The sequence below is a fragment of the Mycobacterium sp. NGS54 genome, from assembly GCF_059812465.1.
Genome location: NZ_JCALCS010000004.1, coordinates 1 through 18,714 on the forward strand (window position 1 = coordinate 1; position 18,714 = coordinate 18,714).

20 protein-coding genes are annotated in these 18,714 nt (G+C 68.6%); 5 read left to right on the plus strand and 15 right to left on the minus strand.

Annotation, left to right across the window (positions count from 1 at the left end):
- From AC5Y5E_RS12385 to AC5Y5E_RS12395, 3 genes are all read right to left on the minus strand, one after another.
- The coding region (locus AC5Y5E_RS12385) for a sigma-70 family RNA polymerase sigma factor (RefSeq protein WP_499903309.1) at positions 1 to 439 on the minus strand (439 nt) is incomplete at its 3' end.
- On the minus strand, positions 436 to 1,596 hold the full coding sequence (locus tag AC5Y5E_RS12390; protein WP_499903310.1) for an NAD(P)/FAD-dependent oxidoreductase: 1,161 nt from the start codon (positions 1,594 to 1,596) through the stop codon (positions 436 to 438). The genes AC5Y5E_RS12390 and AC5Y5E_RS12385, both read right to left, overlap by 4 nt.
- A gap of 241 nt (positions 1,597 to 1,837) precedes the next feature.
- Positions 1,838 to 2,674: a Bax inhibitor-1/YccA family protein gene (locus AC5Y5E_RS12395; RefSeq protein WP_499903311.1), complete on the minus strand. Its 837-nt coding sequence runs from the start codon at positions 2,672 to 2,674 to the stop codon at positions 1,838 to 1,840.
- A gap of 234 nt (positions 2,675 to 2,908) precedes the next feature.
- Here AC5Y5E_RS12395 and AC5Y5E_RS12400 point away from each other — a divergent pair, with 234 nt between their 5' ends.
- Genes AC5Y5E_RS12400 through AC5Y5E_RS12410 form a run of 3 tightly spaced genes read left to right on the plus strand, consistent with a single transcriptional unit; the run spans position 2,909 to position 6,485 of the window.
- Positions 2,909 to 3,955 (plus strand): enoyl-CoA hydratase/isomerase family protein, encoded by a 1,047-nt coding sequence (locus tag AC5Y5E_RS12400; protein WP_499903312.1) that lies wholly within the window; start codon positions 2,909 to 2,911, stop codon positions 3,953 to 3,955.
- 13 nt (positions 3,956 to 3,968) lie between these two features.
- The gene (locus AC5Y5E_RS12405; protein WP_499903313.1) at positions 3,969 to 4,748 is read left to right on the plus strand and encodes an enoyl-CoA hydratase; all 780 of its coding nucleotides are present in this window, start codon (positions 3,969 to 3,971) and stop codon (positions 4,746 to 4,748) included.
- 9 nt (positions 4,749 to 4,757) lie between these two features.
- Positions 4,758 to 6,485 carry an alpha/beta hydrolase gene (locus tag AC5Y5E_RS12410; RefSeq protein WP_499903314.1) on the plus strand — a complete coding sequence of 576 codons (1,728 nt, stop codon included), beginning with the start codon at positions 4,758 to 4,760 and terminating at the stop codon, positions 6,483 to 6,485.
- Here the strand turns inward: AC5Y5E_RS12410 and AC5Y5E_RS12415 are convergent.
- Together AC5Y5E_RS12415 and AC5Y5E_RS12420 are read right to left on the minus strand one after the other, a co-directional pair.
- Positions 6,482 to 6,919 (minus strand): rhodanese-like domain-containing protein, encoded by a 438-nt coding sequence (locus AC5Y5E_RS12415; RefSeq protein ID WP_499903315.1) that lies wholly within the window; start codon positions 6,917 to 6,919, stop codon positions 6,482 to 6,484. The two genes, AC5Y5E_RS12410 and AC5Y5E_RS12415, sit on opposite strands and share 4 nt — an antisense overlap.
- Positions 6,919 to 7,509: a cupin domain-containing protein gene (locus AC5Y5E_RS12420; protein WP_499903316.1), complete on the minus strand. Its 591-nt coding sequence runs from the start codon at positions 7,507 to 7,509 to the stop codon at positions 6,919 to 6,921. Before AC5Y5E_RS12420 ends, AC5Y5E_RS12415 begins: the two co-directional genes overlap by 1 nt.
- A 112-nt stretch (positions 7,510 to 7,621) precedes the next feature.
- On the opposite strand from AC5Y5E_RS12420, the gene AC5Y5E_RS12425 reads away from it, so the two are divergent.
- Entirely contained in the window at positions 7,622 to 8,065 is a 444-nt protein-coding gene (locus AC5Y5E_RS12425; RefSeq protein WP_499903317.1) for a lipoprotein LpqV, read from the plus strand.
- Positions 8,066 to 8,154: 89 nt separating this feature from the next.
- Positions 8,155 to 9,210, plus strand: a complete 1,056-nt coding sequence (locus tag AC5Y5E_RS12430) for a patatin-like phospholipase family protein (protein ID WP_499903318.1) — start codon at positions 8,155 to 8,157, stop codon at positions 9,208 to 9,210.
- On the opposite strand, the gene AC5Y5E_RS12435 is transcribed toward AC5Y5E_RS12430, so the two are convergent.
- From AC5Y5E_RS12435 to AC5Y5E_RS12480, 10 genes are all read right to left on the minus strand, one after another.
- A complete protein-coding gene (locus tag AC5Y5E_RS12435; protein WP_499903319.1) occupies positions 9,211 to 10,080 on the minus strand; it encodes a patatin-like phospholipase family protein in 870 nt (289 codons plus the stop codon).
- Positions 10,077 to 10,946: a class II glutamine amidotransferase gene (locus AC5Y5E_RS12440; RefSeq protein WP_499903320.1), complete on the minus strand. Its 870-nt coding sequence runs from the start codon at positions 10,944 to 10,946 to the stop codon at positions 10,077 to 10,079. The genes AC5Y5E_RS12435 and AC5Y5E_RS12440 overlap by 4 nt, the downstream gene beginning before the upstream one ends.
- A gap of 31 nt (positions 10,947 to 10,977) precedes the next feature.
- The gene (locus AC5Y5E_RS12445; protein WP_499903321.1) at positions 10,978 to 11,451 is read right to left on the minus strand and encodes an SRPBCC family protein; all 474 of its coding nucleotides are present in this window, start codon (positions 11,449 to 11,451) and stop codon (positions 10,978 to 10,980) included.
- Positions 11,452 to 11,572: 121 nt separating this feature from the next.
- Positions 11,573 to 13,201, minus strand: coding sequence for a long-chain fatty acid--CoA ligase (locus AC5Y5E_RS12450; protein WP_499903322.1), 1,629 nt, complete (start codon positions 13,199 to 13,201; stop codon positions 11,573 to 11,575).
- A gap of 117 nt (positions 13,202 to 13,318) precedes the next feature.
- Positions 13,319 to 14,410, minus strand: a complete 1,092-nt coding sequence (locus AC5Y5E_RS12455) for a YncE family protein (protein ID WP_499903323.1) — start codon at positions 14,408 to 14,410, stop codon at positions 13,319 to 13,321.
- Positions 14,411 to 14,809: 399 nt separating this feature from the next.
- Positions 14,810 to 15,148 (minus strand): P-II family nitrogen regulator, encoded by a 339-nt coding sequence (locus AC5Y5E_RS12460; RefSeq protein ID WP_499883049.1) that lies wholly within the window; start codon positions 15,146 to 15,148, stop codon positions 14,810 to 14,812.
- Positions 15,149 to 15,159: 11 nt separating this feature from the next.
- A complete protein-coding gene (locus AC5Y5E_RS12465; protein ID WP_499903324.1) occupies positions 15,160 to 16,563 on the minus strand; it encodes an ammonium transporter in 1,404 nt (467 codons plus the stop codon).
- A 313-nt stretch (positions 16,564 to 16,876) separates the two neighbouring features.
- The gene (locus AC5Y5E_RS12470) at positions 16,877 to 17,647 is read right to left on the minus strand and encodes a DUF427 domain-containing protein (protein ID WP_499903325.1); all 771 of its coding nucleotides are present in this window, start codon (positions 17,645 to 17,647) and stop codon (positions 16,877 to 16,879) included.
- Positions 17,644 to 17,919 carry a DUF6295 family protein gene (locus AC5Y5E_RS12475; RefSeq protein WP_499903326.1) on the minus strand — a complete coding sequence of 92 codons (276 nt, stop codon included), beginning with the start codon at positions 17,917 to 17,919 and terminating at the stop codon, positions 17,644 to 17,646. Before AC5Y5E_RS12475 ends, AC5Y5E_RS12470 begins: the two co-directional genes overlap by 4 nt.
- 12 nt (positions 17,920 to 17,931) lie before the next feature.
- Positions 17,932 to 18,687 (minus strand): dienelactone hydrolase family protein, encoded by a 756-nt coding sequence (locus tag AC5Y5E_RS12480; RefSeq protein ID WP_499903327.1) that lies wholly within the window; start codon positions 18,685 to 18,687, stop codon positions 17,932 to 17,934.
- Positions 18,688 to 18,714: the final 27 nt, after the last annotated feature.

Below are 18,714 nucleotides of genomic sequence, written 5' to 3' on the forward strand. Positions count from 1 at the left end.
GACGCACGGCCGCCTCCGAACGCTCTACGGCCGAAGCGATTTCGGCGTAACTGAAGTCGAACACCTCCTTCAGGACGAACACCGCGCGCTCCAGTGGGCTCAGCGTCTCGAGCACGACGAGCATCGCCATCGACACCGATTCGGCGGCCGCGACATCCTCGGCCGTGTCCTCGCTCGTGAGGATCGGCTCGGGAAGCCACGGCCCGACGTAGGTCTCCCGCTGACGCCGGGTCGAACGCAGTCGTTCCATCGACAGATTCGACACGATGCGGGACAGGTACGCCTTGGGGTCGGCGACCTGACCTCGATCGGCCGCCGACCACTTCAGCCACGCATCCTGAACGACGTCTTCGGCGTCAGCCGCCGACCCCAGGATCCGATAGGCGATGGCGAACAACAGCTTCCGATGTTCGACGAACGTGTGCTCGTCGGTGCTCATCGGGTGAAGCCCCCACCGCGCCGCCACGTCATGGCGCCCAGCGCGGGCAGCAACTTGAGCAATCGGTAGGTCGTCCAGGGGCTGGCGCTCACCGTTTCCTTGTACGCGACCGCCCACCGACCGGCCAGATAGAGCCGCGCCGGGCTGTCGTCGGGATGGGTGAACTGGATGACGGCGTCGCGGCGGCCCAGGCTCACCGGCTGGTGGACATAGCCGAAGCGGAACCGCTTGGGCTGCTTGCCCTTCAGCTCTCGCACGATGTTGCCGGCGGCGTGCACACCGGTCGGGATGCCACTTTGGCAGGTGCCATGCACCACGCCATATCCTTGCCGAACCGCCGCGGCGTCGCCGACGACGTACACGTTGGGGTGTGACACCGAGCGCAGCGCCTCATCGGTGATGATTCGGCCGCGCTCGTCGACGCTCAGGCCAGCGGCGGCCGCCAGCGGCGATACCCGCACGCCCGTGGTCCACAGCACCGCGCGCGCGTTGACGACTTCGCCGTCGGCCAGCGCGACGCCGTCGGGCATCACCTTGACGATCTCAACGCCCGAGCGCATCCGCACGCCCAACCGGGCCAACCCGGCATTCAGGCGGGCCCGCGCCTTGGGGCCCATCGCCGATCCGGGCGTGCCCCGGCTGAGCAGGACGACGTCGAGTTCGGGATGCCGTTCGGCGATCTCGGCCGCCGATTCGATTCCGGTCAGGCCGCCGCCGGCGACCACCACCGTGCCGGCGCCAAGCCGATCCAGCTGTTGCGCCAGCAGCCCGGCGTCGTGGGCGGTGTTGAGCGTGTAGGCGAATTCGTCGACGCCGGGCACGACGTCGGTGTCGGCGACGCTGCCGAGCGCATACACCAGGGTGTCGTAGCCGATCGTGCGCTCGTCGTCGAGACGGACGGTCCGCGCGTCGGCGTCGACGCCGGTGACCCATCCCTGGACGAACTCGACGTCGGTACCGGCGAGCAGGTCCGGGATCTCAAGGTCGGCCAGCCGCTGGCCCGAAGCCGCCTGGTGCAGCCGCAACCGCTCGGTGAATCGGGCCTGCGGGTTGACCAGGGTGACGCGCACGTCGTCGCGGCCCTTGACCCGACCCGCCAAGCGGGTGGTGGCCGCCATGCCGGCGTAGCCGGCGCCGATGATCACGATGTGCTTCATGATGCTGCCTTTCGCGAGTGAATGTGTGCTGACAACCAGCAGACGCATTCAGCGGTCGCGGATGTGACATCGCGCCGCCGCGAGTGTGAAGCGCGGGCGTTCAGTGTGGAGCCTGGGCGGCGACACCGCGGGGCGCCTCGGCCATAGCTACACACACAAAACCGTGAGCGCACACTGATCGCGCGTCAACAACTAAAAACCGGCACGCCTGAGGGCGTGCCGGTTTTCGTCGGGGTCGTGGCTAGTCGTTCTGCAGGTAACTCAGCAGGCGCAGGATCTCGAGGTACAGCCAGACCAGCGTCACGGTCAGGCCCAGCGCGATGCCCCACGCGGCCTTCTCCGGCGCGCCGGCCCGGATCATCTGGTCGGCCGCGTCGAAGTCGATCAGGAAGCTGAACGCCGCGATGCCGATCATCACCAGCGAGAAGATGATCGCGATCGGCCCGCCGCTGCGCAGGCCCAGGCCGGTGCCGCCGCCGACGTGGAACATCGCCAGCACGAAGTTGCCGAGCATCAGGAACAGCGCCCCGAAGAGGGCCGCGACCACCATCCGGGTGAACTTGGGCGTGACGCGGATGGCGCCGGTCTTGTAGACGACGAGCATTCCGAAGAACACGCCGAGGGTGCCGAGAACGGCCTCCCCGATCAGCGCGCCGGCGTTGGCGTTGGAGACCTGGAAGTTGGCGAAGACGAACGAGACGGCGCCCAGGAACAGGCCCTCGAGGACGGCGTAGCTGAGCACGATCGCCGGGTTGTCCTGCTTGCGACCGAAGGTCGCGATCAGCACCAGCCCCAGGCCGCCCAGCGCGCCGATCAGCGTCAGCGGCATCGCCAGCGCCAGGTTCGAGGTCACCAGGAAGTAGGACACGATCGCGGCGCCCGTCAGCACGGCCAGCGTGATGCCGGTCTTGGTGACGACGTCGTCGATGGTCAGCGGGCGGGAGGCCCTGGTGTCCTGGTAGGGAGCCGCGTAGGGGTCGGCCTGGTAATAGCCCGGGGCCGCGCCCGTGCCGAATTGCGCGTATCCGCCGCTCTGCTTGGGCAGCGAACGAAATACCGGGTTACTTGTCTCCCGCACCGTCGGATCCTCTCTCAATGGCTATGGGTTCGAGCTGTGCGAACAACTGCTCAACGACCGGCAGGGCGCCCGGGTTCCCGACCGACCTGCTGTTTTCTCGGTGTTTCCGGCTACTGAAACTCGTTGTGGTGTTGTCGTCCGATCAAACATAACCCTTACCCGCGGGGATCGCTGCGGTCGTGACGTTCTAGATTGCTGGTCGAGACCGGGCGGCGATTGGAAGGCATAGGGGCGTTGACTGGGGAAACCGACGAATCCGACGAGGTCCTGACCCGAGTCGAAGGCGGCGTCGGGTTGATCACGCTCAACCGGCCCAAGGCGATCAACTCGCTGAATCACCCGATGGTGAACGCCCTGAGCGCCGTGCTGACCCGGTGGGAAAACGACGACGCGGTGCGGGCGGTCGTGCTGTCCGGGGCCGGCGAACGCGGATTGTGCGCCGGCGGCGACGTCGTCGCGGTCTACGAGAGCGCCCGCAAGGACGGTGTCGAGACCAAGAAGTTCTGGCGCGACGAGTATCTGCTCAACGGCCAGATCGGCCGGTTCGGCAAGCCGTACGTGTCGTTGATGGACGGCATCGTGATGGGCGGCGGCGTCGGGGTCAGCGCGCACGGCAGCGTCCGCGTGGTGACCGAAACCTCGAAGGTGGCAATGCCGGAGGTGGGCATCGGATTCATACCCGACGTCGGCGGGGCGTTTCTGTTGTCCCGGGCGCCCGGTGCGCTGGGGCTGCACGCCGCCCTGACCGGGGCGCCGTTCTCCGGATCCGACGCCATCGCAATGGGATTCGCCGACCACTACGTCCCGCACGACGAACTGGACGCGTTCACCAAGGCGATCGTCGACGATGGCGTCGACAGCGCTGTGGCCGCGCACGCGGTTGAGCCGCCGCCAAGCGAGCTTGCCGCGCAACGCGATTGGATCGACCCGTGCTTCGCCGGCGACACGGTCGAAGATATCGTCGCCGCCCTGCGTGGTCATGGCGCCGGGCCGGCGAACGAGGCCGCCGATCTGATCGCCACCCGCTCCCCCATCGCGGTGTCGGTGGCGCTGGAGGCGGTGCGCCGCGCCGCCAAAATGGAAACCCTGGAAGAGGTTCTGGTCCAGGACTATCGGGTGTCGTGCGCGTCGGCGAGTTCGCACGACCTGGTGGAGGGCATCCGCGCGCAGATCATCGACAAGGATCGCAATCCGAAGTGGTCGCCGGCGACGCTGGCCAAGGTCAATGCGGCCGATGTGGCGGCGTATTTCGCCCCGGTCGACGACGACTTGAAATTCTAGAAAGGCGGTTGGCGTGACAGACAAGTACGAGACCATCCTCGTCGAGCGCGATCAGCGGGTCGGGATCATCACGCTGAACCGACCGCAGGCGCTCAACGCACTCAACAGCCAGGTGATGATCGAAGTCACCAGCGCGGCAACCGAATTGGACGACGATCCCGGCATCGGTGCGATCATCATCACCGGTTCGGCCAGGGCGTTCGCGGCCGGCGCCGACATCAAGGAAATGGCCGCCCTGACCTTCGCCGACGCGTTCGGCGGCGACTTCTTCGCCACCTGGGGCAAACTCGCCGCCGTCCGCACACCCACCATCGCCGCCGTGGCCGGGCACGCGCTGGGCGGCGGCTGCGAACTCGCGATGATGTGCGACCTGCTCATCGCCGCCGACACGGCGAAGTTCGGCCAGCCGGAGATCAAGCTCGGCGTGCTGCCGGGCATGGGCGGTTCGCAGCGCCTGACCCGCGCCATCGGCAAGGCCAAGGCCATGGACCTCATCCTGACCGGGCGGACCATCGACGCGGCCGAAGCCGAACGGAGCGGCCTGGTTTCGCGGGTGGTGCCGGCCGACGACCTGCTGACCGAGGCCAAGGCCGTCGCCACCACCATTTCGCAGATGTCACGCTCGGCGGCGCGCATGGCCAAGGAGGCCGTGAACCGCGCCTTCGAATCCACCCTGTCCGAGGGTCTTCTCTACGAGCGCAGGCTGTTTCACTCGACATTCGCCACCGAGGACCAGTCCGAGGGAATGGCGGCATTCATCGAGAAGCGACCCCCCAACTTCACCCACCGATAGGACGCTTCGATGAGCGACCCGGGTCCCGCCACGACCGCCCCCGACGAGGAAGCCGAAGCGGAAGCGCGCGAAGCCGCCCTGCCGCACGAGCCGGTCGCGCACGAAAAGCCTTGGTGGGTAAGGCATTACACGTTCATGGGAACCACGGTCGGCCTGATTTTCATTTGGTTTTCGCTGACGCCGTCGCTGCTGCCCCGCGGCGCGGTGTTTCAGGGCCTCGTCAGCGGGTTCTCCGGGGCCATCGGCTACGGGCTGGGGGTGTTCGCCGTCTGGCTGGTCCGTTACATGCGCACCCGCAATTACAGCCCGCCTCCGCCGCGCTGGGCCTGGAAGGTGTTGATCCCGGTCGGGGTGGTCGGCATGGTGGTGATGGCGATCCGGTTCCATGTCTGGCAGGACCGCGTGCGCGACCTGATGGGCGTCGCGCACCTCAAGTGGTACGACTACCCGATCGCCGCGGTGCTGTCGATCGTGGTGCTGTTCACGCTCGTCGAGATCGGCCAGTTCATCCGGTGGCTGATCAGCTTCCTGGTCGGGCTGCTGGACCGGATCGCGCCGTTCCGCCTGTCGGTGACCATCGTCGTGGTGCTGCTGGTGGTGCTGACGATCACCCTGCTCAACGGCGTCGTCCTCAAGTCCGCCATGCGCACGATGAACAACACGTTCGCGTCGGTCAACGACGAGATGAGCCCCGACAGCGCTCCCCCGAAGACCCCGCTGCGATCCGGTGGCCCCGGGTCGCTGGTGTCCTGGGATTCGCTTGGCCACCAAGGCCGCATCTTCGTAGAGGGCGGTCCCCGGGTTGACGAGCTCACCGCGTTCAACGGCGCCCCGGCGGTGCAACCGATCCGCGCCTACGCCGGGCTGAACTCCGCGGACGGCATCACCGCGACCGCGGAGCTGGCGGCCCAGGAGTTGCAGCGCGAGGGCGGGCTGCAGCGCGCCGTCGTCGCCGTCGCGACCACCACCGGCACCGGCTGGATCAACGAGGCGGAGGCCTCGACGCTGGAGTACATGTACAACGGCAACACCGCGATCGTCAGCATGCAGTACTCGTTCCTGCCGAGCTGGCTTTCGTTCCTGGTGGACAAGGAAAACGCCCGCCACGCCGGCCAGGCGCTGTTCGAGGCCGTCGACCGGCTGATCCGCCAGATGCCCGAAGGGCAACGCCCCAAGCTCGTGGTGTTCGGCGAAAGCCTGGGGTCTTTCGGCGGTGAGGCGCCGTTCATGAGCCTCAACAACGTGCTGGCCCGCACCGATGGCGCCTTGTTCAGCGGACCGACATTCCAAAACACCATCTGGACCGACCTGACGTCGACGCGCGACGCCGGCTCCCCGCAGTGGCTGCCGATCTACAACGACGGCAAGAACGTCCGATTCGTCGCCCGCGCAAGCGATCTGGGGCGCCCGGACGCCGAGTGGGGCCACCCGCGGGTGGTTTATCTGCAGCACGCCTCCGACCCGATCGCCTGGTGGACCCCCGACCTGCTGTTCGCCAAGCCCGACTGGCTGCGCGAAAAGCGTGGCTACGACGTGCTTCCCGAGACCTACTGGATCCCGGTGGTGACGTTCCTGCAAGTCTCGGCCGACATGGCGGTGGCGGTGGACGTGCCCGACGGGCACGGCCACCACTACGTCGCCGACGTCGCCAACGGCTGGGCGGCGGTGCTGTCGCCGCCCGGGTGGACGCCGGCGAAGACGGAGAAACTACGGCCGCTGCTGCACTCCAACGGTTAAAGCCAGCGTCGAACGGTTCTGCCGGCGTTCGCCAGCGTGTCGGGGCCCGACTCACCGATCAGCTGGTCCAGCACACCGGAACCGGCCAGCGCGTGGTAGCCGCCGATGACGTCGGTGGCGCGGTGCAGGCCGATGTCCAGCAGCGCGGCCGCCGCCAGGCTGGACGTGTAGCCCTCGGAGCACACGATCACCCACTCGACGTCGTCGCCGACGGCCTCCGGCAACCGGGCGTCACTGGTCGGGTCGCAGCGCCACTCCAGCACGTTGCGTTCGATCACCAGCGCGCCTGGCACCCCGCCCTCGCGGAATCGCTGGGCCTGCGGCCGGATGTCGACCAGCACCGCCCCGCGCCGCAGCGCCTCGGGCACCTCGACGGCGCGAAGGCGCCGAAACCGGCGCCGGGCCGATCTCAGGACAACGTCGATGCGGCTCATCAGGGTCCTTCCGGTTGGTCGGTCAATTCGGTGCGCTGGCGGCGCAGCCTGTTTCGGTCGGAGACCTCGTAGTACGACATCGCCGTCAGCGGCGGCGAGTAGGCGTGCACGCTCAAGGTCGGCTGCGCCCGGAAGGCCGTCACCGGCTCCGGGACGGGCCGGGGCGCCCACACCACGTCGTGCACCCAGCCCAGCGGGAAGCCGGCCTGATCACCGGCGTCGAGCCGGCGTCGCCGTAAACCCCGCCCGTCCCAACGGAATTCGTTGAGCGATCCGGACACCACGGTCAGCGCGCCCAGCGACCCACCGTGGTCGTGCAGCTCGGTGGGATGGCCGGGGACCCAGCTGATCAGCCAGACGTCCAGCTCGTCGTCGCCGTGGATGCGGGTGAACCAGCGCCTGGACTCCGGTATCCCGTCCTTGGGCAGCAGGTGGTCGCAGCGCCCGCTGAGCACCCGATCGGCGGCTTGGTCCGTGGCCTGCAGCAGGTCGGGCACCCGCAGCCGGGTGGGTCCCGAAGACGGCGGCGAGACGGTCAGGGGGCGAAGCGCACCGGAGGCGACGGCACGCGTCGCAACGGGAACAGACATTGAGGAGCTCCAGGGTGAACGGATCGGGCAAGCGGCGGCGGGTCAGGGCCGACAACACTCGCAAAATCCGAAGCGCTCCATCACGGCCGCAAGTGTTGCATAGATTGAGACCGTGCGCTGGTGCGGTCGTTCCCTCGGGCAGCGGGGTGCGGTTCTCGTCGCGGCGCTTTTGCTGGCGGTCACGGGCTGCTCGCAGACCGCACCCAACGGCGGGGTCGCCGTGCCGTCGGCACGGCCGTCGGGCATCCCGCGCGGTGCCACCTCGGTGCCCCCGAGCGCGGTTGGCGTCTCCCCGGGCGGGGTGACGACCAGGGTCGATGTCCCCGCGGATTCGACCGAAGAGGAGTATTTCCAGGCCTGCCACGCCGCGAAGGTCTGGATGGAGGCACAGCCCGGGACGGGCGGATCGCTGTTCGAGCCGTACCTGGGCATGATCCAGGCGTCGCAATCGGGCACGGCCGGCACCTGGAACGCTCGATGGACCGACCTGACCCCCGCCCGGCAGGCGGCCGTGATCACCGCCGCGCGCGCCGCCGCCAACGACGAATGCGGGTAGCGTTCGCCGCCCCGCGCCAATTGTGATCATGGGTACAAAAAGTGCCTCCCCGGCCGCCGGGAGTGGCTTCGGCCGAGCAAAATGAACGCATGCCCGGCGGACGTGGCGGAACGGTGGCGCGTCGATCTTCACCGACCCGGGTGGCGCTGGCCCTGGGCAGCGGCGGCGCCCGCGGCTACGCCCACATCGGGGTGATCGAGGCGCTGCGGGCGCGCGGTTACGAGATCGCCGGGATCGCCGGCTCCTCGATGGGCGCGATGGTCGGCGGCCTGGAGGCGGCCGGACGCCTCGACGAGTTCGCCGACTGGGCGAAGTCCCTGACGCAGCGCACCATCCTGCGGCTGCTGGACCCCGCCATCAGCGCGGCCGGGGTGTTGCGGGCGGAGAAGATCCTGGACGCGGTGCGTGACATCCTCGGCACGGTGTCCATCGAGCAACTGCCGATCCCCTACACCGCGGTCGCCACCGACCTGCTGGCCGGCAAGTCGGTGTGGTTCCAGCGCGGCCCTCTCGACGACGCGATCCGGGCGTCCATCGCGATTCCGGGGGTGATCGCCCCTTACGCGCTCGACGGGCGGCTGCTCGCCGACGGCGGCATCCTCGATCCGCTGCCGATGGCGCCCATCGCCGCGGTGAACGCCGACCTGACCATCGCGGTCAGCCTCAGCGGCAGCGAGGCCGTCGGCGGCCGCGAGGCGGAGCCGGGGGCCACCGCCGAGTGGTTGAACCGCATGGTGCGCAGCACGTCGGCGCTGCTGGACACCGCGGCGGCCCGGTCCCTGCTGGACCGGCCCACCGCGCGGGCCGTCCTGAGCAGGTTCGGCGCACCGGACAACTGGTCCGACGACCCGGACACGGACGATGCCGGGCCCGAGGACATCGCCGATGTTCCCGGGGTGCCCAAGCTGGGCAGCTTCGAGGTGATGAACCGGACGATCGACATAGCCCAGTCCGCGCTGGCCAGGCACACGCTGGCGGCCTACCCGCCCGACGTGCTGATCGAGGTGCCACGGTCGACCTGTCGGGGCCTGGAGTTTCACCGGGCGGGCGAAGTGATCGAGGTGGGCCGCGCCCTGGCCGATTCGGCCCTGGACGCCTTCGAAACCGATCCGGAGCAGACGGAGACGCCGGCGCTCGAGGGTTGATCAGGCGCCGAGGAAGCGCGCGACGGCCGCCGCCTCGCGGCGGCCCTGTTGGCGCCCGGCCAAGGCGGAGTCGATGCGGCAGCGCGGGTCCAGCGGGTTGGGTCCGAAGGCCGCCAGCGAGTCGTCGTCGGCGAACACCGCGTGCGTCGCTCCGGGGAACGCCGCGATCTCGGCGGCCGGCCCGTCGCCGAACGGCGCCGGCGCGTCGCGGCCCGAGGGAATCAGCACCACCGCGGCGTCGCAATCGCCGGCCACACCCAGGTTGATCGAGCTGCCGACGCCGCCGTCCATATAGCGCCGGCCCCCGATGGTCACCGGCGGCCACGCCCCCGGCACCGCGCAACTGGCCGCCACCGCGTCGACGAGCCCGACGCCCGAGTCGCGGTCGAAGACAACGAGTTCGCCGGTGGCGACGTCGATGGCGGTGATGCGCAGCGCCCGGTCCGGCCAGTCGTGTGACGGCAGGCGCTGGGCGATCACGCGGCGCCGGACGGCCTCGGGCACGGTCTGGGTCGCCAGCGCCACGGCCCCGATCCGGCGCAACTGCTGGCGGGTCTTGTCCTGCGCGTCGTCGTAGGGCCGGCCCAGCGCGGTCAGGAAGACCTCGGTGATGTCGTCGATGTCGACGCCGGAATCGATCTCGGCCGACGACTCGGCGACCTGCCGATCGAACAGTGCCTCGAGCGGGCAACCGCTGCCGAGCTGCGCGGCGACCGCCGAACCCGCCGAGGTGCCCACCAGTACATCCGACTCCAGCAGCAGCCGGGCGGCCGCCGGCGACTCGTCGGCGATTCCGCGCAGAACCCCCGTCTCCCAAGCGATTCCGGCGATTCCCCCGCCTGCGAGCACGAGCGCGCGTCTGGCCGTCACGCGGACGCACCGGTGTGCTGGGCGCGCTGAACCGACTCGCTGAGATCCTCTCGGCGCAACTGATGACTCGGCGGGTCGGGCAGCACCAATTCCCTGGTGACACGCAACCCGGCTTCGACGTGGACCAGCTCGCCTGGCGCGATCAGGCTCCAGCGCGGATCCTCGTCCATCCGCTCGGTGGCGAACACCACCGACGATCGGGTGCACAGCGGCTGCGACCACGCGCGAATTCGCTTGGTCTGCATGTCGAATTCGGGCGCACCGTCCAGTCTCCGGTCCAGGACGTAAAGCTCGTGGGCCTCGGGGTAGCGCAGCGCCCACATGTCGGTGGCCGTGCTCAGCAGGACGTTGAGCGCGTAGATCGGCGCGTTGCCCGCGAGCCACCGCGCGGCGTCGACGAGGCCCGCCGTCTCGTCGCCGTCCCGGCCGCGGATCGAACCGGTGATCAACGCGAACACCCGCTCGGAATCGGTCTCGCCCAGCACCAGGCCGTCGGTGCCGAGCTCGCGGAGCCGTTCGTCGATGCCGTCCAGCCCCTCGACGACGCCATTGTGCGCGAAGATCCGGCCGTCCTGCAGAAACGGGTGGGTGTTGCGGACGTCGAGCGAACCCGTTGTGGCGTAACGGACGTGCGCGACGAAGGTGGTGCCGGTCAGCTCGTGCGCCTCGGTGGCGAATTGGGTGTCCTGCCAGGCCGCGATCGGCTCCTTGTGCAGCTGCGGCCGGCCGTGCGCGTCAAACACACCCAGGCCGGTGCCGTCCGGGTTCTTCCGGCTCTGCGCGGACAGGCTGTCCGGAGCGTTCAGCAGCCAGAAGGTCGCGGTGCACACGTCCGTCCCGGCGTGCAAGCCAAAAAGTCGGCACATGGTGTCGACGCTACCGAAGGCGCTCGGGGAATCAGCCCGTCAGCATCGCCGAGAGGTCCCGCAGGGCTTGGCGCGCATAGCCCTTCCAGATTCGGCCGAACAGCGGCAGGGCCCACGATGTCAGCGGTGACCTCGGATAGATGTCCCAGCGCCAAGTGATCTCGGTCCCGCCCGCCGCCGGGGCGAAGATCCATTCGCCCACAACATGATCGACCAGCAGCGCCATCGGACCCCGGATCTTGGTCAACCGGTACCCGAACGACCGGGGCGGCTCGACGCTGGTCAGCTCCTCGCGCATGCTGGCGCCGCCGGCCAGGTGCACAACGCGGGTCTGGCCCGCGGCGTCCCATCCGCCGGTCTGCTCGCGCACCTCCCGGACGGGCGGAATCGGGCCGTGCCGGCGGTTGAAAAGGTCGGGAAGCGGCGCGGGCAGCGTGCGCCGAAAGGCCTCCTCGGCGGGGACGGGTACGACCAGGGATTCGTCGACGACGAGCGATTGTGGCACTGGCATAACGCCTTTCATTTAGTGCGCCCCTCACCTTCCCACTCGCGAGCAGACGCAGAATCGCACTGTTGGATGCGAAATTACGCGATTTTGCGTCTGCTCGCGCACAAGAGGCGACCACTCAGTCGCGCGCCTCGACCACCCAATAGCCGTGCTCGGCATATCGCGCCCGGATGGCCTTCTTGTCGTACTTGCCGACGCTGGTGCGCGGAATCTCCTCGACGAACGTCCACCGCTCGGGCAGCCACCAGCGGGCGACCTTGTCGGCGAGGAACTTTCGCAGGTCCTCGGCGCTCACCGACGAGTGCTTGGCCACCACGACCGCGAGAGGCCGCTCCTGCCACCGCTCGTCGGGGACGCCGACAACCGCGGCCTCGAGCACCTGCGGGTGCGCGATCAGGCAGTTCTCCAGTTCGACAGACGAGATCCATTCGCCGCCGGACTTGATCACGTCTTTGGCCCGGTCGGTCAGCGTGACGAAGCCGCGCTCGTCGATGCGGCCGACGTCGCCGGTGCGCAACCAGCCGGAGTCGAACTTGGAGTCGTCGTGGCCCAGGTAATAGGAGCCAGTGATCCAGGGGCCGCGCACCTCCACCTCGCCGACGGCGGCGCCGTCGTTGGGCAGCACCGCACCCTCGTCGTCGACGATGCGCATCTCCACCCCGCAAACCGGTTGACCCTGGGTCGCGCGGAACGCCCAGTGCTGGTCCTCGGGAGTTCCGGGCGGCGGCCAGGCCATGGTGGCCATCGGCGACGTTTCGGTCATGCCCCACAGCTGGCGGATCTGGACGCCGTGTTTCTCCTCGAAGGTGCGCATCAGCGACACCGGGACGGCCGAGCCGCCGCAGACCACCAGGCGCAGCGAGGACATGTCATGTTCGGGCTCGTCCTCCAGGCGATGCAGGACGTCGTTCCAGATGGTGGGCACGGCGCCGGCGACGGTGGGCCGCTGGGTTTCGACCATGGCGATCAGCGAGCGGGCGTCGAGGTGGCAATCGGGGAGCACCAGGTCGGCGCCCGCCATCAGCGCCGAGTAGGGCAGCCCCCAGGCGTTCGCGTGAAACATCGGCACGATCGGGAGCACGCTGTCGACCGCCCCCACGCCGATCCCGTTGGTGGTGCACCCCCCCATGGCGTGCAGGAAGCTCGAACGATGGCTGTAGACAACGCCTTTCGGGTTGCCCGTGGTGCCGCTGGTGTAACACATTGCGGCCGCGGACGTCTCGGCGATGTCGGGCCAATCGAAGTCGGGGGACTCGGCGTCGATCAGCTCGGCATACCGCAGCACGGTCTTGCCGGACGCCTCCAGTGCGGCCGTGTCGCCGTCGCCGACCACGATCACCGCCTGCACGGTCTTGAGCTCCCCCAGGACCGGCGCGAGCAGTTTGGCCAGTGACGCGTCGACCAGCACGACGTGGTCCTCGGCCTCGTTGGCCACGAAGACGATCTGCTCGGGGAACAGGCGGATGTTGAGGGTGTGCAGGACGGCGCCCATCGACGGCACCGCGAGGTAGGTCGCCAGGTGCTCGGCGTTGTTCCACATGAACGTCGCGACGCGCTGGTCCGCGGTGACGCCGAGGCGGCGCAGCGCGTTTGCCAGCTTGGCCGCCTGTTGACCCAGCTCGCGGTAGGTGGTCCGCCGATACCCGTCGCCGGTGGCGGTGGTGACCGTCCGTTCGCCGTGGATACCGCAGCCGTGCCGCATGATCGCGGCGATCGTCAGCGGATAGTCCTGCATCGTGCTGTCCATCGCGTACCGCCTTACCCTCGACGCGGCACCGCCTCGTGTGCGGTCGGGCGAATGCTATCGCCGCACACCGCCGGTGGAAAACGGGTTACCCCGACAACGCGCGTTTTACGGCTACGGCTAGGCGAATACCGGTTCGGCAGGCAGCAGCTCGGGCGCGGCCCAGTCGGCCGCCGACCCCGTCGCGGCCTCGACGCCCAGCGCGACGACCGAGGCGACCGGCGCCACCGTGACCATGCCGGCGTAGTCGGCGATGTAGAGGTACCGTGCGTCGGCGCTTTCGACCACGCACGACGGCTGGTTCGCCACCCCGATGGTGCCGACGACGTCGTGGGTGAGCGTGCTCAGCACCGTGACGCCCTGGTCGCTGACCAGGTAGGCGCGATCGCCGTCGCCGCTGAGGGTCAGTCCGGTGAGGATGCCGCTGATCTCGCTGATCTTGCTGGTGCCGGTGATCTTGGCGGTGCGGGTATCGACGACGTCGATCACGGCGCCCAACTCGGGGGCGCAGCTGGCCACGTAGGCGATCGCGCCGTCGGGGCTGAGCGCGACGTCGCGGATGGATAGGCCGATCTCGACGGTGTGCAGGACGCGGGACCCGGTCGGGGCGTGCGCGTCGATCATGACGAGCTGTCCGCCGCCCGGGCCGTTGGTGGCGACGTAGAGGCGGCTCCCGTCCGCGCTGGACCGGACGCATTCCGTGGTGGTTCCGGGCCGGTTCGGGAGGGCGATCTCCTCGGTGCGGCCGGTCCTGGTGTCCAGGACGGCGATATCGGGGCCGGCGGCGCCGTGGCGGCCGGCGTAGACGTAGTCGCCGTCGGGGCTGACCACCAGGTCGGTCACGCTGAACGCCAGCGGGTATGTGGCGGTGACGGCGCCGGTCGGCAGGTCGACGACCCCGATCGAGTCGTACGCCGGTGTCACGGTGCTGACGTATGCGCGGTTGGGGTCGCGGCGGCCGACGGCGACCGCGAAGGGCTCGGGCAGGCCGGGGACGGTCTGCACGACGCGGCAGGTGTCGGTGTCGATGACCGAGACGCTGTCGTAGCCGTAGTTGGCCACCATCAGCCGGGTGCCGTCCGGGCTGGCGACGATGCCGCTGATCGGGCCTTGGCGCACCGCGATCCGCGCGACGATCGGAAATCCGGCCGCCGCACCCAACTCGATGGCCCGGCCCTCGCCGGTCTCCTTCCGGTGGTTCACGTCGCGCATGCTGGCACCGCCTTCGCTCCTGGTACGTCCGCGGACGGCACAGCGATCGAACTCGCCGTGTCCACCTGCGGCCCTGGATAAGCCGCGTTACAGCACCCAGAGATAGTTGCTTTTAACAAATTTTACTGACGAATTTCGGCGCAAGAATATTTCTCGACGATGCCTGTGATCCACGTCACCCGAATAAACGCGATTGCGGCATAGCCGAGGCTAATCAATTAAGCGGCGGTGATCCGGGGGCCATGCGAATATGCCTTGATAGACGGCGGTTTTCGCTCATGCAGCGAACCATCTGGACGGGTGGACAGCCGTCCATAAATAAGGGAAAACTTAATATTTATCGATTGAAGAGGTGAATGTCACATCTTCCCGCCTGGGCGCGTCACTGGCCCAAAACAATTAGAGCGCGTCGCGGTCGCGTTCACCGGTCCGGATGCGAATAACCTTCTCCACCGGTGAAACCCACACCTTGCCGTCGCCGATCTTCCCGCTGCGCGCCGCGCCGATGATCGCCTCTACGACCCGGTCGGCGAACGCCTCGTCGACGAGAACCTCGACGCGTACCTTCGGAACGAACTCGACCGCGTACTCGGCGCCGCGGTACACCTCGGTGTGGCCCCGCTGCCGGCCATACCCCTGGACCTCTGTGACGGTCAGACCCAGCACCCCCACGGCCTCCACGGCATGCCTGACGTCATCGAGCGTGAACGGTTTGACGATCCCGGTGACCAGCTTCATGGCTTCACCACTCAATCGTCGGCGGGTTCCGCGGACGGCTCGGTGCGCGCGGCCACCAACGGCTCGACCCGCCGGCCCGTCACGAGCCCCTCGTCGGGGTAGGCCTCCTCGTCGTGCACGCCGACGTCGCCGGTCTCCAGGACCTCGTCGGGCATGCGCAACTTCATGAAGAGGCCGAGGACCCGCAGGATGACGAACGTGACGAGCGCGTCCCAGACGATGATCGTGGCCGCGGCGCCGGCCTGGATCAGGATCTGTTTGGGATGGTGGCCATACAGCCAACCGGCGAAGGTCACGTCCGTCCCGGTGCTGCCACCCAGGTACACAACGACCTTCGGGTCGGCGAGGACCCCGACAAGCAGCCCGCCCGCCAGGCCCGCCATGCCGTGGGTGTGAACCACGCCGAGGGCGTCGTCGACCTTCTTGAACGGCCTGGTCCGGCCGAGCCAGTTCCACGACATCCAGACCAGGGACGAGGCGACGACGCCGATGATCATCGCGCCGAAGCTGTTGACGTAGCCGGCCGCCGGGGTGATGGCGACCAGCCCGGTGATCATGCCGTTGACCGCGCCCAGGAAGGTCGGCTTGCGCGCCTTGCTGGCGAAGATGTCCCAGATCACCCAAGTGAGCAGCGCGACCGCGGTAGTGAGGTTGGTGTTGATCACCGCCAGGGAGGCGTCGGCACCGGCGAAATACGGGTCACCGCCGTTAAAGCCGTTCCAGCCCAACCACAGGATGCCGGCGCCGACCGCGGCCATCGGGAGGTTGTTGGGCACCGCGCGTTCCCGGTCGCGTGCGAGACGGGGGCCGATCACCGCGGCGGCGACGAATCCGCTGGTTCCGGCGGCCAGGTGGATCACGTACCCACCGCTGAAGTCCAACGCGCCCGCCTGTCCCCACCAGCCGCCACCCCACACGAGGAACGCGTTGACCGAGTAGGCGAACGTCGACCACAGCGGCACGAAGATCAGCCACACCTTGAAGTTCATCCGGCCGACCACGCTGCCGAGGAACAGCAGCGGAGTGATGGCGGCGAACACGAACTGGAAGTACGCCAGCGTGGTCTCCGAGAAGCGGAACTTCGGCATGCTGCCGTCCAGCAGCGGGATGACGGCCTGTCCCTGGTTGTCGGTGCCCAGGATGGTGTGCGGAATCCCGACCGCGGCCCTCAGGATGCCGGGGCCGAGCTTGAGCGGCTCGCCGAACCCCATCTTGAAGCCCCAGAGCACCCATACGACCAGCACCAGCGAGAATCCGGTGAAGGCCATCAGCATGGTGTTGACGGCCCACTTCTTCTGCACGATGCCGCCGTACAGCACGGCGATGCCTGGGATGCTCATCAGGCCGACGAGCGTCGCGGCCACCAATTGCCAGGCGTTGTCTCCGGGGTTCAGCCAATCGGGATAGGGCAACATGGTTCAGACACACCCCAATTCGAGCCGGCGGGCTATAATCAGCTGCGGTGCGAAATGACGCCGTAGACGGGTGAAGCCTTTGCCCGGATTGTTTCGGCCGTATGTGCAACGGTTTAAATCCTGATTTCATCTGTTCCCGGAGCCGGGCCGTTCAACGCCAACGCTGCGGCCGTCGCGACACGGCTCGCGACGTGGTGTCAGCGATGCCTCGGGAATCGCCTTGGGCATGAAGAAATTTCGGACCCCCCGAGTGCGGCTCGCCGAACCAGTTGTGCCGCAACATCGTCGGAGTCGTCCAAGCCGGTCCTCGTGGTCAGCCGAACTGCGTCTGCGGCCGGGGCAGGGCCGCGCCGTCGACGGTGATGTCGACCTTCTCGTTGTAAAAAGCCACCAGGCCGGCGATCTGACCCACCGCCGCCAGCGGATAGTGATACGTCCAGGCCAGGTCCGGATACGCGGTGTCACCCACCCGCACCGACCAGTATCCCGACGTCACGCCCTTGTACGGGCACAGCGTCTGTGTGGGGCTGGGTTCCAGAAGTTCGAACGCGATGTCGGTCGGATCGATGTAATACCTTGTGGGCAGGCCGGTTTCAAACAGCAGCACCGGGGACCGGGTGTCCGCCAGCACGGTTCCCTCGAGCTCGACGCGGACGTGCCGGTGCGAGCGCAGCGCGTCGACCCGCGAATACGGATTGCGGGGGTGACCGTAGATCGGCTCGTCTTCCTCGAACCACCGCAACGGATCCCACTCGAATCGCACGGTGCCCGCGACGGGGCCGTCGCCGTCCGCGTCGAACACCCGCGCCGCCGAGGGATGGGTCTGGCCGCCGCCGACCAGCGAGTGCAGCCGTGACGGGCCGAGCTGCACCTTCTGCGGGTGGTCCTCGTCGCGCAGGAACTCCGCGCGGACGTCGGCCAGCGGCACGTAATACGCCGGGTAGTAGGGCACTTCCCACACGTAGCGCGCCGCGATGGTGTCGAAGACCAGGTCGGGGCCGAGATAGCCGCGGACCCGGCGCGGCGCGGGCTCGATGCGTCCGCGGGTGGCGGCCATCTGCGGGTAGTCGCGCTCGGCGCTCATGCCTGGTCCTTCGAGGCCAGTCCGGCCGGCGCATTGCCGATCGCCTTGTGGATGGCGCCGGCCAGCGCCAGGGCGCTCTCCTCGGTGAGTTCGAGCGCGACGCGCGCGGACGGGCCCAGCTCCGGGTTGATCACGTCGATGTTGACCGTGTGGCCGTAGGGCGCGTGGACGGGATGGTCGACGTACACCGTGGCGCGGGTGGCGCCGAACCAGCCGGTCTTGCCCTTGCCGCTGCCGTCGATCCGCACGTGTTCGGTGAGGTATGTGCACATGTGTTGGGACGCCTAGCCTTTCAGGTGGGTGGCGAAGAATTCGTCGATGCGCCGCCAGCCGTCGACGGCCGCCTCCGGCCGGTACGCCGGCCTGTCGACGGAGAAGAACGAATGGCCCGCGCCGTCGTAGGAGTGGAACTCGTGCGGCTTGTCGAATTTGGTCAGCTCGGCGTCCAGGGCGGCAACGGCGGGCGGCGCCGGGAACCTGTCGTCGGCCCCGAACAGCCCCAGCATCGGGCAGCTCAGCTTCGGCGCCAGGTGCAGGATCGGCTGCATGGCCTTGGGCATGCCCTCCGGTAGGTCCTCGACGATGAACGCGCCGTAGCAGTCCACCGCGGCGTCGAACGGCAGCGAGCATGCCGCCAGGAACGCGTGCCGCCCGCCGGAGCAGTGCCCGATGACGCCGAACTTCCCGTTGGCGCCGGGCAGCGAACGCAGGTGTTCGACTGCGCCGGCGACGTCACCGACCAGCCGTTCGTCGGGCACTCCACCGGCGGCCCGTACCGTCGCCGCGGCGTCGTCGGGAGCGGCGCCCGGAGCCTCGCGCGAATACAGGTTGGGGGCCACGGCGTGATAGCCGCTGACCGCGAGCCGCCGCACGAACTCCTTGGTTTCCCGGTCGTAGCCGGGCATGTGGTGGATCCACACGATTCCGCCGCGCGCTCCCCCGGCAAGCGGCGACGCGCGGTAGGCCTCGATCTCGTCGCCGCCGTGGCCGGTGATGGTGATGGTTTCCGCGCGGATGGCGTCCGGGCTGGGTGCGTTCATCGCAACTCCTTCAAGGCTCCTGGTGTG